The 14,792-nt window shown below is 67.1% G+C and carries 16 protein-coding genes; 4 read left to right on the forward strand and 12 right to left on the reverse strand.

Annotation, left to right across the window (positions count from 1 at the left end; all coding sequences use genetic code 11):
• Window positions 1–135 precede the first annotated feature (135 nt).
• Window positions 136–477 (forward strand): cupin domain-containing protein, encoded by a 342-nt coding sequence (locus tag D5084_RS07285; RefSeq protein WP_128514844.1) that lies wholly within the window; start codon window positions 136–138, stop codon window positions 475–477.
• Here the strand turns inward: D5084_RS07285 and D5084_RS07290 are convergent.
• Window positions 474–1,352 carry a L,D-transpeptidase gene (locus D5084_RS07290; protein WP_238382555.1) on the reverse strand — a complete coding sequence of 293 codons (879 nt, stop codon included), beginning with the start codon at window positions 1,350–1,352 and terminating at the stop codon, window positions 474–476. The two genes, D5084_RS07285 and D5084_RS07290, sit on opposite strands and share 4 nt — an antisense overlap.
• A 253-nt stretch (window positions 1,353–1,605) precedes the next feature.
• Here D5084_RS07290 and D5084_RS07295 point away from each other — a divergent pair, with 253 nt between their 5' ends.
• A complete protein-coding gene (locus D5084_RS07295; protein ID WP_128514846.1) occupies window positions 1,606–1,860 on the forward strand; it encodes a GlsB/YeaQ/YmgE family stress response membrane protein in 255 nt (84 codons plus the stop codon).
• 35 nt (window positions 1,861–1,895) lie between these two features.
• Here the strand turns inward: D5084_RS07295 and D5084_RS07300 are convergent, their stop codons facing one another.
• Complete coding sequence (locus tag D5084_RS07300; protein ID WP_128514932.1) at window positions 1,896–3,104, reverse strand: aminopeptidase P family protein; 1,209 nt, start codon at window positions 3,102–3,104, stop codon at window positions 1,896–1,898.
• Between the two features lie 258 nt (window positions 3,105–3,362).
• Here D5084_RS07300 and D5084_RS07305 point away from each other — a divergent pair, with 258 nt between their 5' ends.
• Both D5084_RS07305 and D5084_RS07310 read left to right on the forward strand, forming a co-directional pair.
• Entirely contained in the window at window positions 3,363–3,698 is a 336-nt protein-coding gene (locus D5084_RS07305) for a TFIIB-type zinc ribbon-containing protein (RefSeq protein ID WP_128514933.1), read from the forward strand.
• Between the two features lie 112 nt (window positions 3,699–3,810).
• On the forward strand, window positions 3,811–4,806 hold the full coding sequence (locus D5084_RS07310; RefSeq protein ID WP_128514847.1) for a P1 family peptidase: 996 nt from the start codon (window positions 3,811–3,813) through the stop codon (window positions 4,804–4,806).
• A gap of 93 nt (window positions 4,807–4,899) precedes the next feature.
• On the opposite strand, the gene D5084_RS07315 is transcribed toward D5084_RS07310, so the two are convergent.
• The 10 genes from D5084_RS07315 to D5084_RS07360 all read right to left on the reverse strand — a co-directional run bounded on the left by D5084_RS07315 (window position 4,900) and on the right by D5084_RS07360 (window position 14,754).
• The gene (locus D5084_RS07315) at window positions 4,900–5,340 is read right to left on the reverse strand and encodes a molybdenum cofactor biosynthesis protein MoaE (protein ID WP_128514848.1); all 441 of its coding nucleotides are present in this window, start codon (window positions 5,338–5,340) and stop codon (window positions 4,900–4,902) included.
• Between the two features lies 1 nt (window position 5,341).
• Window positions 5,342–5,590, reverse strand: a complete 249-nt coding sequence (moaD, locus tag D5084_RS07320; RefSeq protein WP_128514849.1) for a molybdopterin converting factor subunit 1 — start codon at window positions 5,588–5,590, stop codon at window positions 5,342–5,344.
• Window positions 5,587–6,252 (reverse strand): CDP-diacylglycerol--glycerol-3-phosphate 3-phosphatidyltransferase, encoded by a 666-nt coding sequence (gene pgsA / locus D5084_RS07325; RefSeq protein WP_128514850.1) that lies wholly within the window; start codon window positions 6,250–6,252, stop codon window positions 5,587–5,589. Before pgsA ends, moaD begins: the two co-directional genes overlap by 4 nt.
• Before the next feature lie 67 nt (window positions 6,253–6,319).
• Complete coding sequence (locus tag D5084_RS07330; protein WP_128514851.1) at window positions 6,320–7,615, reverse strand: M16 family metallopeptidase; 1,296 nt, start codon at window positions 7,613–7,615, stop codon at window positions 6,320–6,322.
• Entirely contained in the window at window positions 7,612–8,961 is a 1,350-nt protein-coding gene (locus D5084_RS07335) for a M16 family metallopeptidase (RefSeq protein ID WP_128514852.1), read from the reverse strand. The genes D5084_RS07330 and D5084_RS07335 overlap by 4 nt, the downstream gene beginning before the upstream one ends.
• Before the next feature lie 84 nt (window positions 8,962–9,045).
• Window positions 9,046–9,576, reverse strand: coding sequence for a DUF3035 domain-containing protein (locus D5084_RS07340; RefSeq protein ID WP_128514853.1), 531 nt, complete (start codon window positions 9,574–9,576; stop codon window positions 9,046–9,048).
• A 62-nt stretch (window positions 9,577–9,638) separates the two neighbouring features.
• Window positions 9,639–10,133 (reverse strand): signal peptidase II, encoded by a 495-nt coding sequence (lspA, locus tag D5084_RS07345; RefSeq protein WP_128514854.1) that lies wholly within the window; start codon window positions 10,131–10,133, stop codon window positions 9,639–9,641.
• 2 nt (window positions 10,134–10,135) lie between these two features.
• Window positions 10,136–11,722, reverse strand: coding sequence for a bifunctional phosphoribosylaminoimidazolecarboxamide formyltransferase/IMP cyclohydrolase (gene purH / locus D5084_RS07350; protein WP_128514855.1), 1,587 nt, complete (start codon window positions 11,720–11,722; stop codon window positions 10,136–10,138).
• Window positions 11,723–11,734: 12 nt separating this feature from the next.
• On the reverse strand, window positions 11,735–13,468 hold the full coding sequence (locus D5084_RS07355; RefSeq protein ID WP_238382556.1) for a heparinase II/III family protein: 1,734 nt from the start codon (window positions 13,466–13,468) through the stop codon (window positions 11,735–11,737).
• A gap of 134 nt (window positions 13,469–13,602) precedes the next feature.
• Complete coding sequence (locus tag D5084_RS07360) at window positions 13,603–14,754, reverse strand: saccharopine dehydrogenase family protein (RefSeq protein WP_128514856.1); 1,152 nt, start codon at window positions 14,752–14,754, stop codon at window positions 13,603–13,605.
• Window positions 14,755–14,792: the final 38 nt, after the last annotated feature.

Below are 14,792 nucleotides of genomic sequence, written 5' to 3' on the forward strand. Positions count from 1 at the left end.
ATTCTGCCCGCCATATGGGCACAAGCGAAACGCCGCCGCAACAAATTTGCGCCGCAGCGCAGCACCGCCGACCGCAGCGTCACGGGGTTGACCCCGGCCCGCCGCGCGGCCTGAATGCCGCAAAAGGAGACCCCCATGACCCTGATCCAGCGCGTCAGCCGCGACGGCACCGCCCCCGACATCACCCGCCCCGATCCGGCGAAGGTCATTTCCGGCGATCCCGTGCACTCGACCTGGAACCTCGAGGACCGCGACGGCCTCTACGCCGGGCTCTGGCAATCCACCCCCGGCAAGTGGCGCGTCAGCTATTCGGAATGGGAGTATTTCCGCATCCTCTCGGGCTACTCGCTGCTGACCAGCGCCGACGGCACCGTCACCCAACTGCACCCGGGCGACAGTCTCATCATCCGCCCGGGATTCGAAGGCACATGGGAGGTCGTGCAGACCACCCTCAAGGACTATGTGATCCGGCTTTAGCCGGCGGTCCCCACCGTGACCGCCGGCGCCTGCGGCCGCGGACATTCCTCGTCGGGAATGCCCCGCCTTGCGCAGGCTGCCAGACGCTTGCGCTCGGCCTTCTCGGACGCGACGCGGTCCCGTTCGGCCTGCTTTGCGATGGCGATCAGGTCCTTTTCCTTCCTGGCGATGTTCTCCGGCGTCTCGGGGACGATCCGACCATAGGCGTCGGTCATCTGCGGACCCTCGATGGCCAGGCTTTCCGCTTCGGTGCGGACCTTCACCCGGGTTCCGACCGGGACACGGTTGTAGAGGTCGATGATGTCCTGGTTGAACAGCCGGATGCAGCCCGCGCTGGTGGCATGTCCGATCGACGCCGCATCTGCGGTGCCGTGGATGCGGAACATCGAATCCCGCCCGCCGCGATACAGATACAGCGCCCGCGCGCCCAGCGGGTTCATCAGCCCGCCCGGCAGGCCGCCGGCATAGGCGGCGTAAAGGTCGGGCCGGGTGCGGATCATGTTCCTCGTCGGCTGCCAGGACGGCCATTCCGCCTTGCGCCCGATCACGCCGGTTCCCCGGAAGGCCAGACCCTCGCGCCCGACCGCGATGGGATAGCGCGTCGCCGTCCCGCCGTCGCCCACCAGGTAGAGCTTCCGGGCATAGGTATCCACCACCACGGTCCCCGGCGATTCGCTTCCGGCATAGGCGACCTCGGTCCGGCGATTGCCCTCGTAGAGGTATTTCGGCGCAACCGGCTCGATGAAGAACTCGCCGTCCTGGATGCCTTCATAGCCCGGAACGACCTCCGGCGCGGTCTGTTTCGGGGCGCTTGCGCAGGCGGCGAGCAACGGCAAGGCAAGGATCGCGAAGATCCGGGCGAAGGTTTGGGACACTTTGGCAGACTCATGGTCAAGGGCAGCTGCCCTCACTTGCGCCACGGCGATGCCCATGCGTCAAGCCCAAAAACACAGGCTTTTCCGAATCTTCCCGGTCGAAGCTGTTTCCCGTGCCGATTCCCGTTCGATTCTGCGCAATCGCCCCTTTCCCTCGCCCCGTCCGACAGAATGAGCCGCCGCAGGGAACCCGGCGGATTTCCGCGCGTTGGTTGGTACCGCTCATCACAGAAGCGGCAGAAAAGGGGACCTCATGGCCATCGAAGCACTCGTCATCACACTCATCATCGGCGCCGTCGCCGGCTGGCTTGCCGGGCAGATCGTCAAGGGCTACGGCTTCGGCCTTCTGGGTAACATCATCGTCGGCATCGTCGGCGCCTTCCTCGCCGGCCTGCTGCTGCCTTCCGCCGGGATCTCCCTGGGCGGCGGCATCGCCGGCGCGATCATCTCGGCCACCCTCGGCGCCGTGATCCTCCTGCTCCTGATCCGCGTCATCAAGCGCGCCTGACCGAAAAGGGCCGGGGATCTCCCCGGCCCGAACCCTTATCCCACCACGTTGAACGCAGGTCCGTAAGGGTAGTGCGTGATGTCCTCGGGCGCGTCCTCGGTGACGACGAAGATGTCGTGCTCCCGATACCCGCCCGCCCCCGGCATCCCTTCGGGGATCGTCAGCATCGGCTCCATGCTGATGACCATTCCCGGCTCCAGCACCGTGTCGATGTCCTCGCGCAGTTCCAGCGCCGCCTCGCGGCCGTAGTAGTGCGACAAGATCCCGAAACTGTGCCCATAGCCGAAGGTCCGGTATTGCAGCATGTCGCGCTCGGCCAGGAAGGCGTTGATCTTCATGGTGATCTCGGCGCAAGAGGCCCCCGGCCGCAACAGCTTCATCCCGAACTCATGGGCCGCGATGTTGGTCTGCCAGAAGTTCAGGCTGGCCTCGTCCACCTCGCCCAGGAACAGCGTCCGCTCCAGCGCGGTGTAATAGCCCGAGATCATCGGAAAGCAGTTGAGGCTGAGGATATCGCCGTGGCGAAGTTTGCGGTTCGTCACCGGATTGTGCGCGCCATCGGTGTTGATCCCCGACTGGAACCAGACCCAGGTGTCGCGGTATTCGGCATCCGGGAAGCGCCGCGCGATCTCCCGCTCCATCGCGTCCCGACCGGCGATGGACACCTCCAACTCCGTCGCCCCGACCCTGATCGCCTCGCGGATCGCATAGCCGCCCACGTCAGCCACATTCGCCCCCTGCTTGATGAGGGCAATCTCTGCCTCCGACTTCCGCATCCGCTGCTGCATGGTTGCCGGAGACACATCGACGCCCCGCTTCGGCTGAAGGAAGCTGTTGAACTTCTCTGCCCGCTCCAGCGTCAGATGGTCCGCCTCGCAGCCAACAGCCTTGCCGGTGCCCACCACCGAGACGACCGCGCGCCAGAAGTTGTCGCGCGTCCAGTCGGTATAGGTGATGTTGTCCCCGATCGACCGCCGCCAGGGCTGGCCCGCGTCGATGCCCGCGCTGATCGTCACGCACTGGTCCTTCGTGACGACACAGGCATAGGGCCGCCCGAAGCTGCAATACAGGAACCCCGAATAATAGGCCACGTTGTGCATGCTGGTCAGCACCACCGCGTCCAGCTCGTGCAGCTCCATGATGTCACGCAGGCCCGCCAGCCGGTCGTGGTATTCGGCATCGGCGAAGGGCAGCGTGTCCTTCCTTCCGCCATTGTGAAAGCGGTACATCTCGGGACGGTTCAACGACATGTCCAGACCTCATGTTCTGGGGTCCGGGACAGGCCGCAGGAACCCCGAAAGGTCCCGGCGTACAGGACGGAAGCGGAAGCCCCTTCGGTTCGGGTCCGCAAGCGTCGGGGCGGATGCCCCTGCGGCGACGCCATCGCCACGGCTCACCCCTTGAATGCGCCCTCGCGGCATTTCGCGCAAGAGCGTTTCCGACCCTTGCGGGGCCGATTTGCGACCCCATCTAACGCCCTGACAGATGGAATGGAGACGCTGATGCGCTGCCCGGTGGACAACGAGATTCTGGTGATGGCCGACCGGGGCGGGGTCGAGATCGACTACTGCCCGAAATGCCGCGGAGTCTGGCTTGACCGGGGCGAACTGGACAAGATCATCGAACGGTCCCTCGGCGGCCCCGCCGCTGCGCCTGCCCCCGTGCCACAGGCGGCGACCCGGCCCCACGCCGCGCCCGCCGCCCCCATCTACCAGCCCGAGCCGCGCGCGCAGCACCGCGATCGCGATGACGACCGCAGCTATCGGGATGACGATGACGATTACCGCTACAAGAAGAAGCGGAAGGAAAGTTTCCTGAAGGACCTGTTCGACTTCTGACGAACCGCTCCTCGTCGCTTGCGGCGCGCGTCGCTGCCCCCGGGACGAGAAGCCAAAGGCGTACGGGAAGCTTCACCTTGCGCCCGGACCAGACTGCGCTAGCCTGACGCCCATGCGCCCCGGCCCGAGAAACCTCATCACCGATGTCCCCGGCCTTCGCGTTGGCAATGCCGACGACCCGACGCTTCGCTCCGGCGTCACGGTCCTCACCGCCGACCATCCCTTCACCGCCGCCGTCCACGTCATGGGCGGCTCTCCCGGAACACGAGAAACCGACCTCCTCGCCCCCGACCGCATGGTGCAGGAGGTGGACGCGATCTTCCTCTCCGGCGGGTCCGCCTTCGGCCTCGATGCCGGGCAGGGGGTGATGCAGGGCCTGCGTGAGGCGGGCCGGGGCTTTGCCGTCGGCCCGGTCCGCGTGCCCATCGTGCCGGGAGCCATCGTCTTCGACCTCCTGAACGGCGGCGCCAAGGACTGGACGACAAGCCCCTATCCCGCCCTCGGCCGCCGGGCCTTCGACACCGCCGCCCCGGACTTCGCCCTCGGCACCGCCGGCGCAGGCTACGGCGCGATGACCGGCAATCTGAAAGGCGGCCTCGGCTCCGCCTCCTGCGTCCTGCCCTCGGGCCTCACCGTCGGGGCTCTGGTCGTGGTGAACGCGCTCGGCCAGGCCACCGTGGGCGAGACCCCGCATTTCTGGGCCGCCCCATGGGAAGAAGGCACCGAGTTCGGCGGCCTCGGCCCCGCGCCGATGGTCGCGCAGGACGCCCCCATGCCGCGCAAGCGGCTGGGCGAGGCCACCACCATCGCCATCGTCGCCACCGATGCCGCCCTGACCAGGGCTCAGGCCCAGCGCATGGCCGTGGCCGCCCATGACGGCATGGCCCGCGCCCTTGTCCCCGCGCATACGCCCCTGGACGGAGACCTCGTCTTCAGCGTCGCCACGGGCGGGAAACCGCTGTCGGACCCCCTGACCGACACCTTCCAGCTTGGCCACGCCGCCGCCACCTGCCTTGCCCGCGCCATCGCCCGTGCGGTCTGGCTGGCGCGCCCCGAACCCCTTGACCTGCAACCGTGCTGGCAGTCCCGCTTCGGCGCGCCGCGCTGACCCGCCGCCCATTCCCCGCCGGTTAATCAAAGGTAAACGCCCGCAGCCAAGCCCTTGATTCCAAACGGTCCGAAAACCTGACCACGCGCGGTGCTACCAGCGCTTCAACGCGTCCTCGTCCGCGTCCTTCGCGGCGACCCAGGCCTCACCCCCCGCCGAAAGTTCCTTTTTCCAGAACGGAGCCCGGCTTTTCAGGTAGTCCATCAGATACTCGGCAGCTGCGAAGGCATCGGCCCGGTGCGGCGCCGCCGTGGCGACCATCATGATCGCCTCGCCCGGTGCCAGCTTCCCGTATCTATGGATCACCAGGGCATCCCCCAGCGCCCAGCGCCGCACCGCCTCCTCGGCAATCCCCCGGATCGCCTTCTCGGTCATGCCGGGGTAGTGCTCGATCTCCATCCCCGAGAGGCTGCCACCCTCGTCCCGCACAAGGCCCGTGAAGCTGACCACCGCCCCCGCACCGCGCACCCCTGCCGTGAAAGCCGACACCTCGGCCCCCAGATCGAAGGCCTCGGGCTGGATCACGATCCGCATCTCAGCCCCCGGTCATCGGCGGGAAGAAGGCAACCTCGCGCACCCCGGCAAGCGGCGCGTCGAAGGACGCCAGCTCCTGATCCAGCGCGACCCGCAAGGAGCTCAGGTCGGCAAAGGCCGCCGCATAGCGTTCCTCCCGCCCGCGCAGCTCCTCGACCAGCTGTGCGACAGTGACGGCCCCGGTCTCGATCCGCTCCCGCGGGAGGCCGATCCGTTCCCGGACCCAGGCGAAATACAGGACGTCGATCACTTGTCCTCCCGCAGGAATGGCAGCGACTTCACGAAATACTCCCAACCGGTGACCATGGTGAGGAAAGCCGCCACCCACAACAGCCAGATGCCAACCAGGTTCGCATAGGACGCGCAGTCCCGCTTGCCGCAGGCGCGGATCGGGTCAGCGGTTCCGGCGTTCACCGCCTCGACATACTGGTCGGGCGTCATCCCCTGCATCGCGACGCCGTTCAGATATTCGAACCCGGTCCCCAGGAACAGGACCGCGATGGCGATCATCTGCGCCGTGGTCTTCCACTTGGCCAGCCTGGTCACCTTCAGTAGCCCGCTCTTGGCACCCAGATACTCCCGCAGACCCCCCACGAAGACCTCGCGGAAAAGGATCAGCGTCGCGGGCAGGATCAGCCAGGGGTTCATCCCGTTGTAGCCGGTGATGACCATGATCGCGATCACCACCATCGCCTTGTCGGCAATCGGGTCCAGCATCGCGCCGAACTTCGATTCCTGTTTCCACAGCCGCGCAAGATAGCCATCGAACCAGTCGGTGATCGCCGCACCGACGAACAGCGAGAGCGCCAGCCAGTCGGCCCAGGGGCGGTGGAAGTACAGGAACATGATCGCCACACCCGGTGCCGCAAGGAGCCGAAGCACGGTCAGCGTGTTGGGGATCGTCCAGCGCATGGCAAATTGGTAGACCAAGGGCAAGATCGGCGAAAGGGGGCTTTTGTTCCATCGCCCCCGCACGCCGTCACATCCCCTGCGGCTGGCCCACCACGACGAATTGCAGCGCCTCGGGCTTGAAAAGCCGGGCCGCGACGCGCCGGATATCCGCCATCGTCACCGCTTCGATCCTGGCGTTCCGGCTGGTGACATAGTCGCGCGGCATACCGTCCATCTGCATGCCGACGAGGATGCTGGCAATCGGCCCGTTTCCGTCAAAGCGCAGCGGATAGGACCCGGTCAGATAGGTCTTGGTCGCCGCAAGCTCTTCCTCGGTCACGCCTTCGCGGGCGATCCGGCCCCATTCCTCGCGCACCACCCTGATCGCTTCGGCAACCTTGTCGTTCGACGCGGCGAACTGGCCCAGGATCATGTCGGCATGGTCCATGTTCACGATATAGGTTCCGATCCCGTAGGTCAGGCCGCGCTTTTCCCGCACCTCGGTCATCAGCCGGGCGGTGAACCGGCCGCCGCCCAGAAGCTCGTTCAGAACGAAAGCCGGAAAGAAGTCGGGGTCGTCGCGGGGAATGCCTTTCTGTCCGAAGAAGACGGTGGACTGCGGTGTCGGGAAGTCGACCACCGTGACACCACCGGGCAAGAGCCATGGCGCATCCCCGGGCAGCCTGGACCCCGTCGCGGGCAGATCGCCCAGCAGACGGTCCAGCAATCCACCCAGCTCCTCGGCCGTGATGTCGCCACTGGCCGCAACATAGACCCGGTCCCGTGCCAGAGCCCCCTTGTGCGCCGCCAGGATGTCGTCGCGGGTCAGAGCCGTCACCGTCTCGATCGTTCCGTCCCCGGTCGTGGCATAGGGGTGATCGCCAAAGGCCAGCGCGTCGAAGCGTTCCGATGCGATCCGGCCGGGGTCCTTCTGGTTCGACCGCAGGTTGGACAGCACCTGTTCGCGGACCCGGTCGATGGCGTCCTGATCGAAGCGCGGAGTGACAAGTGCCTGCCGCAGCAGGTCGATCACCTGATCGCGGTTTTCGGTCAGGAACTTCACCGACACTCCGACCGAATCCGCCCCGGAGCGGAAACTGATGTCGGCGGCCAGGGCCTCACGCGCCTCGGCAAAGGCGCGGCTGTCCATGTCGCCCGCGCCTTCCTCCAGCGTCGCGGTCATCAGGTTCACCGCCCCGCGCTTGCCCGGAGCGTCCAGCGAGGTGCCGCCCTTGAACTGGATCTCCAGCGCCGCGAAGGGGATGTTGTGATCCTCGACCAGCCAGGCGGTGATGCCGCCGGGAGAGGTCACTTCCTTGATCTCGATCTCGGCCCGGGCCGGGACGGCCAGAAGGACAAGGGCTGCGAATACAGCGCGGATCATTGTCGGGCCTCCCCTTCAGCGGCGGGCCGGGTCAGCCAGCCGGTCACCGCGTTCTTCCGGTTCAGCACCATGCGGGCGGCCTCCATCACATCGGCCTCGGTCACCGCCGACAGAGCTTCATCCCAGCCCTCGATATCCGCGACAGTCAGGCCGACGCTCAGCCCCTTGCCGAAGCTGTTGGCCAGGTTTTCGACGCTGTCGCGCGCGTAGATCTCGCCCGCACGGACCTGGGTGCGGATCCGCTCCAGCGCAGCCGGGTCGGGGCCCGTCTTGAGGAAATCGTCCAGGGTGCGGTCCAGCTCGGCCTCGACGGCGTCCAGACTGACGCCCTGCACCGGCACGACCGCGATCCCGAAGGTGCCGTCGTCGATGCTGGTCCCGTCATAGAAGGCTGAACTGTAGACCGCCACCTTGCGGTCGAACTGCAACGCCCGCGCCAGGACCGAAGTCTGGCCATTGCCGCCCAGAAGCTCGGCCAGAACGGTCAGCGCCGCCGCCGTCTTCTGGTCGCCCGGATCGCGTTCCGGGGCCAGGTAGGTGCGGAAGACGTAAGGCTCCGACACCCGCTCATCCTCCAGCACGAGCCGGCGTTCGGCCAGCTGAGGCGGTTCCTGCGGGCGTACGCGCGGCACGATCCCGTCCGACGGCTCCAGCGGGCCATAATGCTTTTCCGCCAGCGTCTTCACCGTCGCCGGGTCCACATCGCCCGCGACCACCAGGGTCGCATTGTTCGGGGCGTAGAAGCGGCGGTAATACTCCAGCGCATCTTCGCGGCTGAGTTTCTCCATCTCGTGGCGCCAGCCGATCACCGGGATCGAGTACGGATGGTTCATGTACTGCGCCGCGCGCATCTGTTCCATCAGAAGCGCGCTCGGGTCGCTGTCGGTGCGCTGGGCGCGTTCTTCCAGGATCACCTGGCGTTCGGTGGCAACGTCCTCCTCGGTCAGGCGCAGGTTGCGCATCCGGTCGGCTTCCATTTCCATCACCAGATCCAGCCGGTCGGCGGCGATCCGCTGGAAATAGGCGGTGTAGTCCCAGGAGGTGAAGGCGTTGTCATCGCCGCCCTGCGCCTCGACGATGCCGGAAAACGCATTGGGCGCAACCTTCTCGGTGCCCTTGAACATCAGGTGTTCCAGGAAATGCGCGATCCCGGAATGGCCGGGGGGTTCGTCCGCCGCGCCCACGCGATACCAGATCATCTGCACCACGACCGGGGCGCGGTGATCCTCGATCACCACTACATTCAGACCGTTGTCCAGCGTGAAGGTGGTGACCGGCTCGTCCGCAGCGGCGGGCAAGGTCAGGGTCAGCGCAAAGGCCAGGCCAGCGCCAAGTCGTCCGAGCATCGGTTTCTCCGGGTCAGGTTCGCCTGCAAACTGCGGCCCGTCACCCGGACAATCAAGCCCGGTCAGACCAAGGCCACGCGCTTGTTACTCTTCCTTGGGCTTGCGCGGAGGCGCCGAGGGATTGCGCACGCCAAGCGCACGCCACCGGGCAAGCTCTGCCTGCTGGTCCAGCCGCTGCTTGCGATAGGCCTTGTAGTAGACGTTCACGTTGAACAGGCGTTCCAGGATGCGGCCGTTGTTGTCGCGCCGCCATTCCAGGTCTTCCGAGGCCAGCGTTTCCCGGATGCCGCCATCGACCCCGAAGCGTCCGGCATGGGCAAACAGCGCCGAATCCGCCGCCGGGATCCCGCCCGCTGCACCGGGCCTGCCGCCAAGGGCCACGACGGCCTCGGCCTCGGGGTTGCGGTCGGTGCGGTTGACGCCGCCGGGGGTCGGCTCGGGCAGTTCGGCCAGGTTCTGAGGCATTTCCAACGGCTTGGGCGGAACGATCGCAAATTCGTCCGGGCCGGGGCCCGACCGCAGGTTCATCAGCTTGGGATCGCCCTTGCCGCCGCAGGCCGCCAGCGTGATCATCGTCGCTATCGCGATGACCGCCCTGCCTTGTCCAGCCTGCATGCCTGCCTCCGAAACCGTCTTTTGCCCGTCTTAGCCTAAAGCCGCGCGGTCGTCACGCGGGATTAGCGCGCCTTGCGCTTGGGTTTTCCGCCTGTTGCATCGCCCCTGGCAAAGATCACCAGCCCCAGAGCCCCGGCGAAGATCGCGATGTCGGCCACGTTGAAGGCATAGGGATTCTCGATGCCGCAGCAGGACATGTTCAGGAAGTCCGCCACCGCGCCATAGGCGATTCGGTCGATGACATTGCCCAGGGCGCCCCCGACCAGCAGCCCGCCCGACAGTTCCGCCCAAGGGTTCCCCCGCTCGCGCCGAATCCACCAGATGACCCAGGCCGAGATCGCCAGCGCCAGCACGATCAGCCCCCAGCGTGCCAGGTCCGAGCCATGCGACAGCAAGCCGAAGTTGATGCCGTAGTTCCATGCCATGCGGAAGTTGACGAACGGCGGCAGCACGTCGATTTCGTGACGGTTGAACAGGTCCAGCCCATGCACCACCGCCAACTTGGTCAGCTGGTCCAGGCCGAAGGTCGCCGCCGCCGTGATCCAGAACCGGCGCATCGTCAGTGCCGGAAATGTCGCTGGCCGGTGAAGACCATGGCAAGGCCACGTTCATCCGCCGCAGCGATGACCTCGTCGTCCCGCATCGACCCGCCGGGCTGGATGATCGCGGTCGCCCCGGCCTCGGCGGCGGTAATCAGCCCGTCGGCAAAGGGAAAGAACGCGTCCGAGGCCACGACGGACCCTTTGGTCAGCGGACCCGGCAGGCCCAGCGCCTCGGCCATGTCCTGGGCCTTCCGTGCGGCGATCCGCGTCGAATCCACCCGGCTCATCTGGCCAGCGCCCACGCCCACGGTCGCGCCGTCCTTGACGTAGATGATCGCGTTCGACTTGACGTGCTTGGCCACGGTCCAGGCGAACATCAGATCGCGCATCTCGGCATCCGAGGGCGCGCGCCTTGTCACCACCTTCAGGTCCGACGTCGAGACATGCCCCGCGTCCCGGTCCTGCACCAGGAACCCGCCTGCGACCTGCTTGAACGCGAGCCCTTTGGCCCTGGGGTCGGGCAAGGCACCCGTGGTCAGAAGCCGCAGGTTCTTCTTGCCCGCAAAGATCGCCTTCGCTTCGTCTGTTGCATCCGGGGCAATGACGACCTCGGTGAAGATCTTCACGATCTCTTCCGCGGTCGCCGCATCAAGCACCTGATTCAAAGCGACAATCCCGCCGAATGCCGAGGTCTGGTCGCATTGGTAGGCGCGGATGTAAGCCTCGGTCAGCGTCGCCGCCGTGGCCACCCCGCAGGGGTTCGCGTGCTTGATGATCGCGCAGGCCGGAGCACCTCCGGCAAACTCCGCAACCAGTTCGAACGCCGCATCGGTGTCGTTGATGTTGTTGTAGGAAAGCTCCTTGCCCTGCCACTGCCGCGCCGTGGCGACACCGGGCCTGCGCGAGCCATCGGTATAGAACGCCGCCGCCTGATGCGGGTTCTCGCCATAGCGCAGCGTCTGCGCCAACCGGCCGGCAAAACTGCGATAGCGCGGGGCGGGTTCCTTCAGCTCTTCCGCGAGCCAGATCGAAACCGCCGTGTCATAGGCCGCCGTCCGTGAATAGGCCGTCAGTGCCAGCTTTTGCCGGAAGGCCATCGTCGTCGCCCCGTCATGCGCTTTCATCTGGGTCAGGAGGCAGTCGTAATCCCGCGGATCGGTGACCACGGTTACAAAGCGATGGTTCTTCGCCGCCGCCCGGATCATCGCCGGCCCGCCGATGTCGATGTTCTCGATGCAGGTCGCATGATCCGCGCCACGCGCCACGGTTTCCTCGAACGGGTAGAGGTTCACCACCAGAAGGTCGATCGGCTCGATCCCGTGCGCCGCCATCGCCACCAGATGCTCGTCGTCATCCCGCAGCGCCAGAAGCCCGCCATGCACGTTCGGGTGCAGCGTCTTGACGCGTCCATCCATCATCTCGGGGAAGCCGGTCACATCCGCCACGTCCCGGACGGCCAGCCCCGCCGCCCGCAACATCCCGCTGGTGCCGCCGGTCGAGATCAGCTCGACCCCGTATCCCGCCAGCGCCCGTGCCAGGTCCAGAAGTCCGGTCTTGTCGGATACGGAAATCAGCGCGCGGCCGATGGGGACGAGGTTGGTCATGGCATCACCCTGTCAATCTGGCAGCGGGTCCTCGGGCTCCTCGCCCTCCAGGTCCCGGATCGCCAGCGGAGTATCCTTTGCCTTCGCCAAGGTCCAGCCTATCCGTGTCTCGAAGCCCCGCGCCTCGCCCCGCAGCACGATTTGCAGGCTGGGCCGGGGGTGCAGCTGCCCTTTTTCCAGGTAAGCCGAGGGTTCAAGCGCCAGATCGGCCGATCCGGTGTGGCGGAAGATCCAGATCTCGCCGCTGCGCAGGACCAGCGACACCGCGGCACCCCCCAGGTCCAGCGCCGCATCGACATCCGGGTGGAGGTGGAACCGCACAGCAAAGCGTCCGGCCGCCATCTCCGTCGCCGTCATCACGTCCTCGAACCGCTTGCGCGCCTCGGCCTTGAGCGCGGTCAGCGCCTCGACCCCCGACAGCCGCCGCCCGTCGTGGCTTAGCGTCAGGCTGCGGCTTGCGGTCAGCCCATGCGTCTTCAGCCATCCGTCATGCGCAAGATAGAGGTCGGTGCCCTCGCTGCCCGTGGTCATCCGCATGGCAACCACGGTCGCGCGATGCTCCAGCGCCTCGCCGGTCGGATAAAGACGCGAGGACGACACCCGGTCCATCGCCAGCACCGAATGACACTCTGTCGCCCGCGCCGCCAACCGCCACATCGGGCCGAAGGACAGGCCGGACCCGCAGTTCACCACCACCGGCCGCCGCCCCGAGGTCAATTCGAACGCGCAGGTCGAGGCATGGCCCGTCTCTGCCGCCCGCCCGCCCGGAGGGGACGAGGCATCGACGATCACCGTCGTCCGCCCCCCGTGCAGCCGCGCATAGCCCATCGTGATCGCCGGTATCGCCCCCGACCGCACTGCCGCCGCGGCCAGCGCCTGATCCAGCCGCCCCTCCGCACCCTTCCCGCCCCCGTGGAACCGGGCCAGTTCGCCATTCGCGTGCCGCAGCGCCCGCAGGGCGGGGGCGATCCGGGCTATCGCTGCCTGCACCTCGGACGGCACCGTCAGGCTGGCCTCGCTCATCGCGCTGGCCGACCATGTCAGCAGGGTCAGGATCTCGAGCAATTCCTCCGGGTTCCGCGTCAGGATGCCGCCTTCCGCGTCGATATCCGCCGCACAGGCTGCGGCCAACGCCTCGGCCGCCGGGCCGGTCAGGGCCTCCATCCCGATCAGCGAGGTCGCGGCATAGACCAACCCCGTCAGCGCCTCGAAGCGGGGAAGCCCTTCCGCCGCGCTGCGCCAGCGCCGCGCCAGATAGGTGGATTGCCGCGACAGGGACCGGTAGAACGCCGCGCTGTCGGACGGGTCGCGCCCGTTCAGCAGGAAGGTCGCGTGATGCACCCAGCGGATGATCCGCCGCCCGGTCAGGTCCGGCGTCCAGCCTGGCCCCTTCCCGCCCCCGAACCGCGTGATCCAGTCCCATGTCCAGGCCTGCGCCCGCGCCTTCGCCTCCCTGGTACCCAGCGCCGCCAGGTCATCCAGCCAGCCAACCCCCTGCGCCTCTGCGGCGAAGGCCGCGTCCGGGGCCTCGATGTCCCAGATCGAGCCACCCGGCACCTCGACAAGATGCCCGGCGAGCAGCACGTTGCCCAGAACCAGTTGCCGCCCGCGGGTCAGCAGTCCAATCGACCGCGGCTCGGGCTGTGACACAAATCCTGCGGCCGCCCGCGCCCCGCGCGCGGCCAGAACCGCCAGCCTGTCGGCCAGCCGGTCCAGTCGTTTCGACGTGCCGATTGTACCGCCCAAGCCCTGCCTCGCTCGCGTGCCCGGTTCTCCCGGATCGTCGGGGGATGATAGGCAAAAGCGGTCCGCGCGTCGATGACTTCGTCTCGCCTCGCGTCGGTCCGGCCACGAGAAGCCGAAGGTGCGTAAGGAGCGGATCAGGAAAGGTGGTCGATCCGCCGCAGGAACTGCGCCAGATGCCCGACCTGATCCAGCCAGCGCGCCACCAGCTTCGGGTCATGCGGCGCGCCGTGCACGCCGGCCGGGATCTCGCGGTTCAGCACCGCCTCGATCGCCAGCGACACCGGGACCGAGACCAGCCGCCCCATCGCCGTGCCCCGCACATCGCCCCAGGCATCCATCGCCCAGGTCTGATGGAACACCGGCTTCCCGTCGCGCTCCGCCTTCAGCGCCACGAACAGCACCACCCGGTCGGGCTCTCCCGGCGCGTAGGCGTTTTCTTTCAACAGCGCCGCCGCCCGTGCCTCCAGCGCCGCGTTGATCTCGGCCAGCGGCTTGCCTTCCAGCGCCTCGATCTCGCGGAAGATCGGCGCCCAGGCATCGGCCCAACCGTTCAACCGGATCGTCCCCCGCACGAAGTCCTTGACCTTCCAGTGCTTCTCGAAGCGGTATTCCTCCATGAACGGATAGCTGTCGCGGTTGGGGTAGACCTCGAAACTCTCCGGCACCGGCAGCGGTGCGTCGTAACGGCTGATCGCATCCCAGGGCCGCGCCACGCGCAGTTCGGTGAAATGCCGCAGGCTGCGGGACGGAGACCGCAACGCCTTCAGCACCCCCGCCGGAGCCCAGGAGAACTTGTAACGGAAGGCGTTCGGCTCTTTCGGAACGCCGCCGCAGTAGCTGGTGAAGCTCAGCACGTTGTCGTTGTCATAGACCTTCGACGCCCGATAGCGCGCCACCAGATCATGCGCCATCAGATGGTCGATCCCGGGGTCGAGACCCACCTCGTTGATCGACACCAGCCCCGCCTCGCGGAAATCCTCATCCAGCGCCCGCATCTCGGGCGCGATGTAGGAGGACGAACAGAAGTTCGCCCCCTTCTCCAGACACAGCCTGGCGATGCCCACATGCTGATCCGCAGGCAGCATCGACACCGCGATGTCGCCGGGCTTCAGCGCCTCGGCCAGGGTCTCCAGCGAAAACGCCCGGATGTCCTGCGTCAGGTCGCCAACCTCGGCGCGGGCCTTTTCGACCGTGCGGTTCCAGACCGTGACCGGATGCCCCGCCTCGATCAGCCGTCTCAGGCCCGGAATCGACGACAGCCCCGTGCCGCACCAATGGATCGTCATGGTCTTTCTCCCCTCCGCTTGCCGTCTGGCGGCAAGAG

It is taken from the genome of Tabrizicola thermarum (assembly GCF_003574395.1).
GTDB classification, from domain to species: Bacteria; Pseudomonadota; Alphaproteobacteria; order Rhodobacterales; family Rhodobacteraceae; genus Tabrizicola; species Tabrizicola thermarum.

Excerpts from the sequence above, each read along its gene's own strand:
- D5084_RS07285 (WP_128514844.1), top strand. The coding sequence starts at position 136 with ATGACCCTGATCCAGCGCGTCAGCCGCGACGGCACCGCCCCCGACATC.
- D5084_RS07295 (WP_128514846.1), top strand. The coding sequence starts at position 1,606 with ATGGCCATCGAAGCACTCGTCATCACACTCATCATCGGCGCCGTCGCC.
- D5084_RS07305 (WP_128514933.1), top strand. The coding sequence starts at position 3,363 with ATGCGCTGCCCGGTGGACAACGAGATTCTGGTGATGGCCGACCGGGGC.
- D5084_RS07310 (WP_128514847.1), top strand. The coding sequence starts at position 3,811 with ATGCGCCCCGGCCCGAGAAACCTCATCACCGATGTCCCCGGCCTTCGC.
- D5084_RS07315 (WP_128514848.1), bottom strand. The coding sequence starts at position 5,340 with ATGCGGATCGTGATCCAGCCCGAGGCCTTCGATCTGGGGGCCGAGGTG.
- pgsA (WP_128514850.1), bottom strand. The coding sequence starts at position 6,252 with ATGCGCTGGACGATCCCCAACACGCTGACCGTGCTTCGGCTCCTTGCG.
- D5084_RS07330 (WP_128514851.1), bottom strand. The coding sequence starts at position 7,615 with ATGATCCGCGCTGTATTCGCAGCCCTTGTCCTTCTGGCCGTCCCGGCC.
- D5084_RS07335 (WP_128514852.1), bottom strand. The coding sequence starts at position 8,961 with ATGCTCGGACGACTTGGCGCTGGCCTGGCCTTTGCGCTGACCCTGACC.
- D5084_RS07340 (WP_128514853.1), bottom strand. The coding sequence starts at position 9,576 with ATGCAGGCTGGACAAGGCAGGGCGGTCATCGCGATAGCGACGATGATC.
- lspA (WP_128514854.1), bottom strand. The coding sequence starts at position 10,133 with ATGCGCCGGTTCTGGATCACGGCGGCGGCGACCTTCGGCCTGGACCAG.
- purH (WP_128514855.1), bottom strand. The coding sequence starts at position 11,722 with ATGACCAACCTCGTCCCCATCGGCCGCGCGCTGATTTCCGTATCCGAC.
- D5084_RS07360 (WP_128514856.1), bottom strand. The coding sequence starts at position 14,754 with ATGACGATCCATTGGTGCGGCACGGGGCTGTCGTCGATTCCGGGCCTG.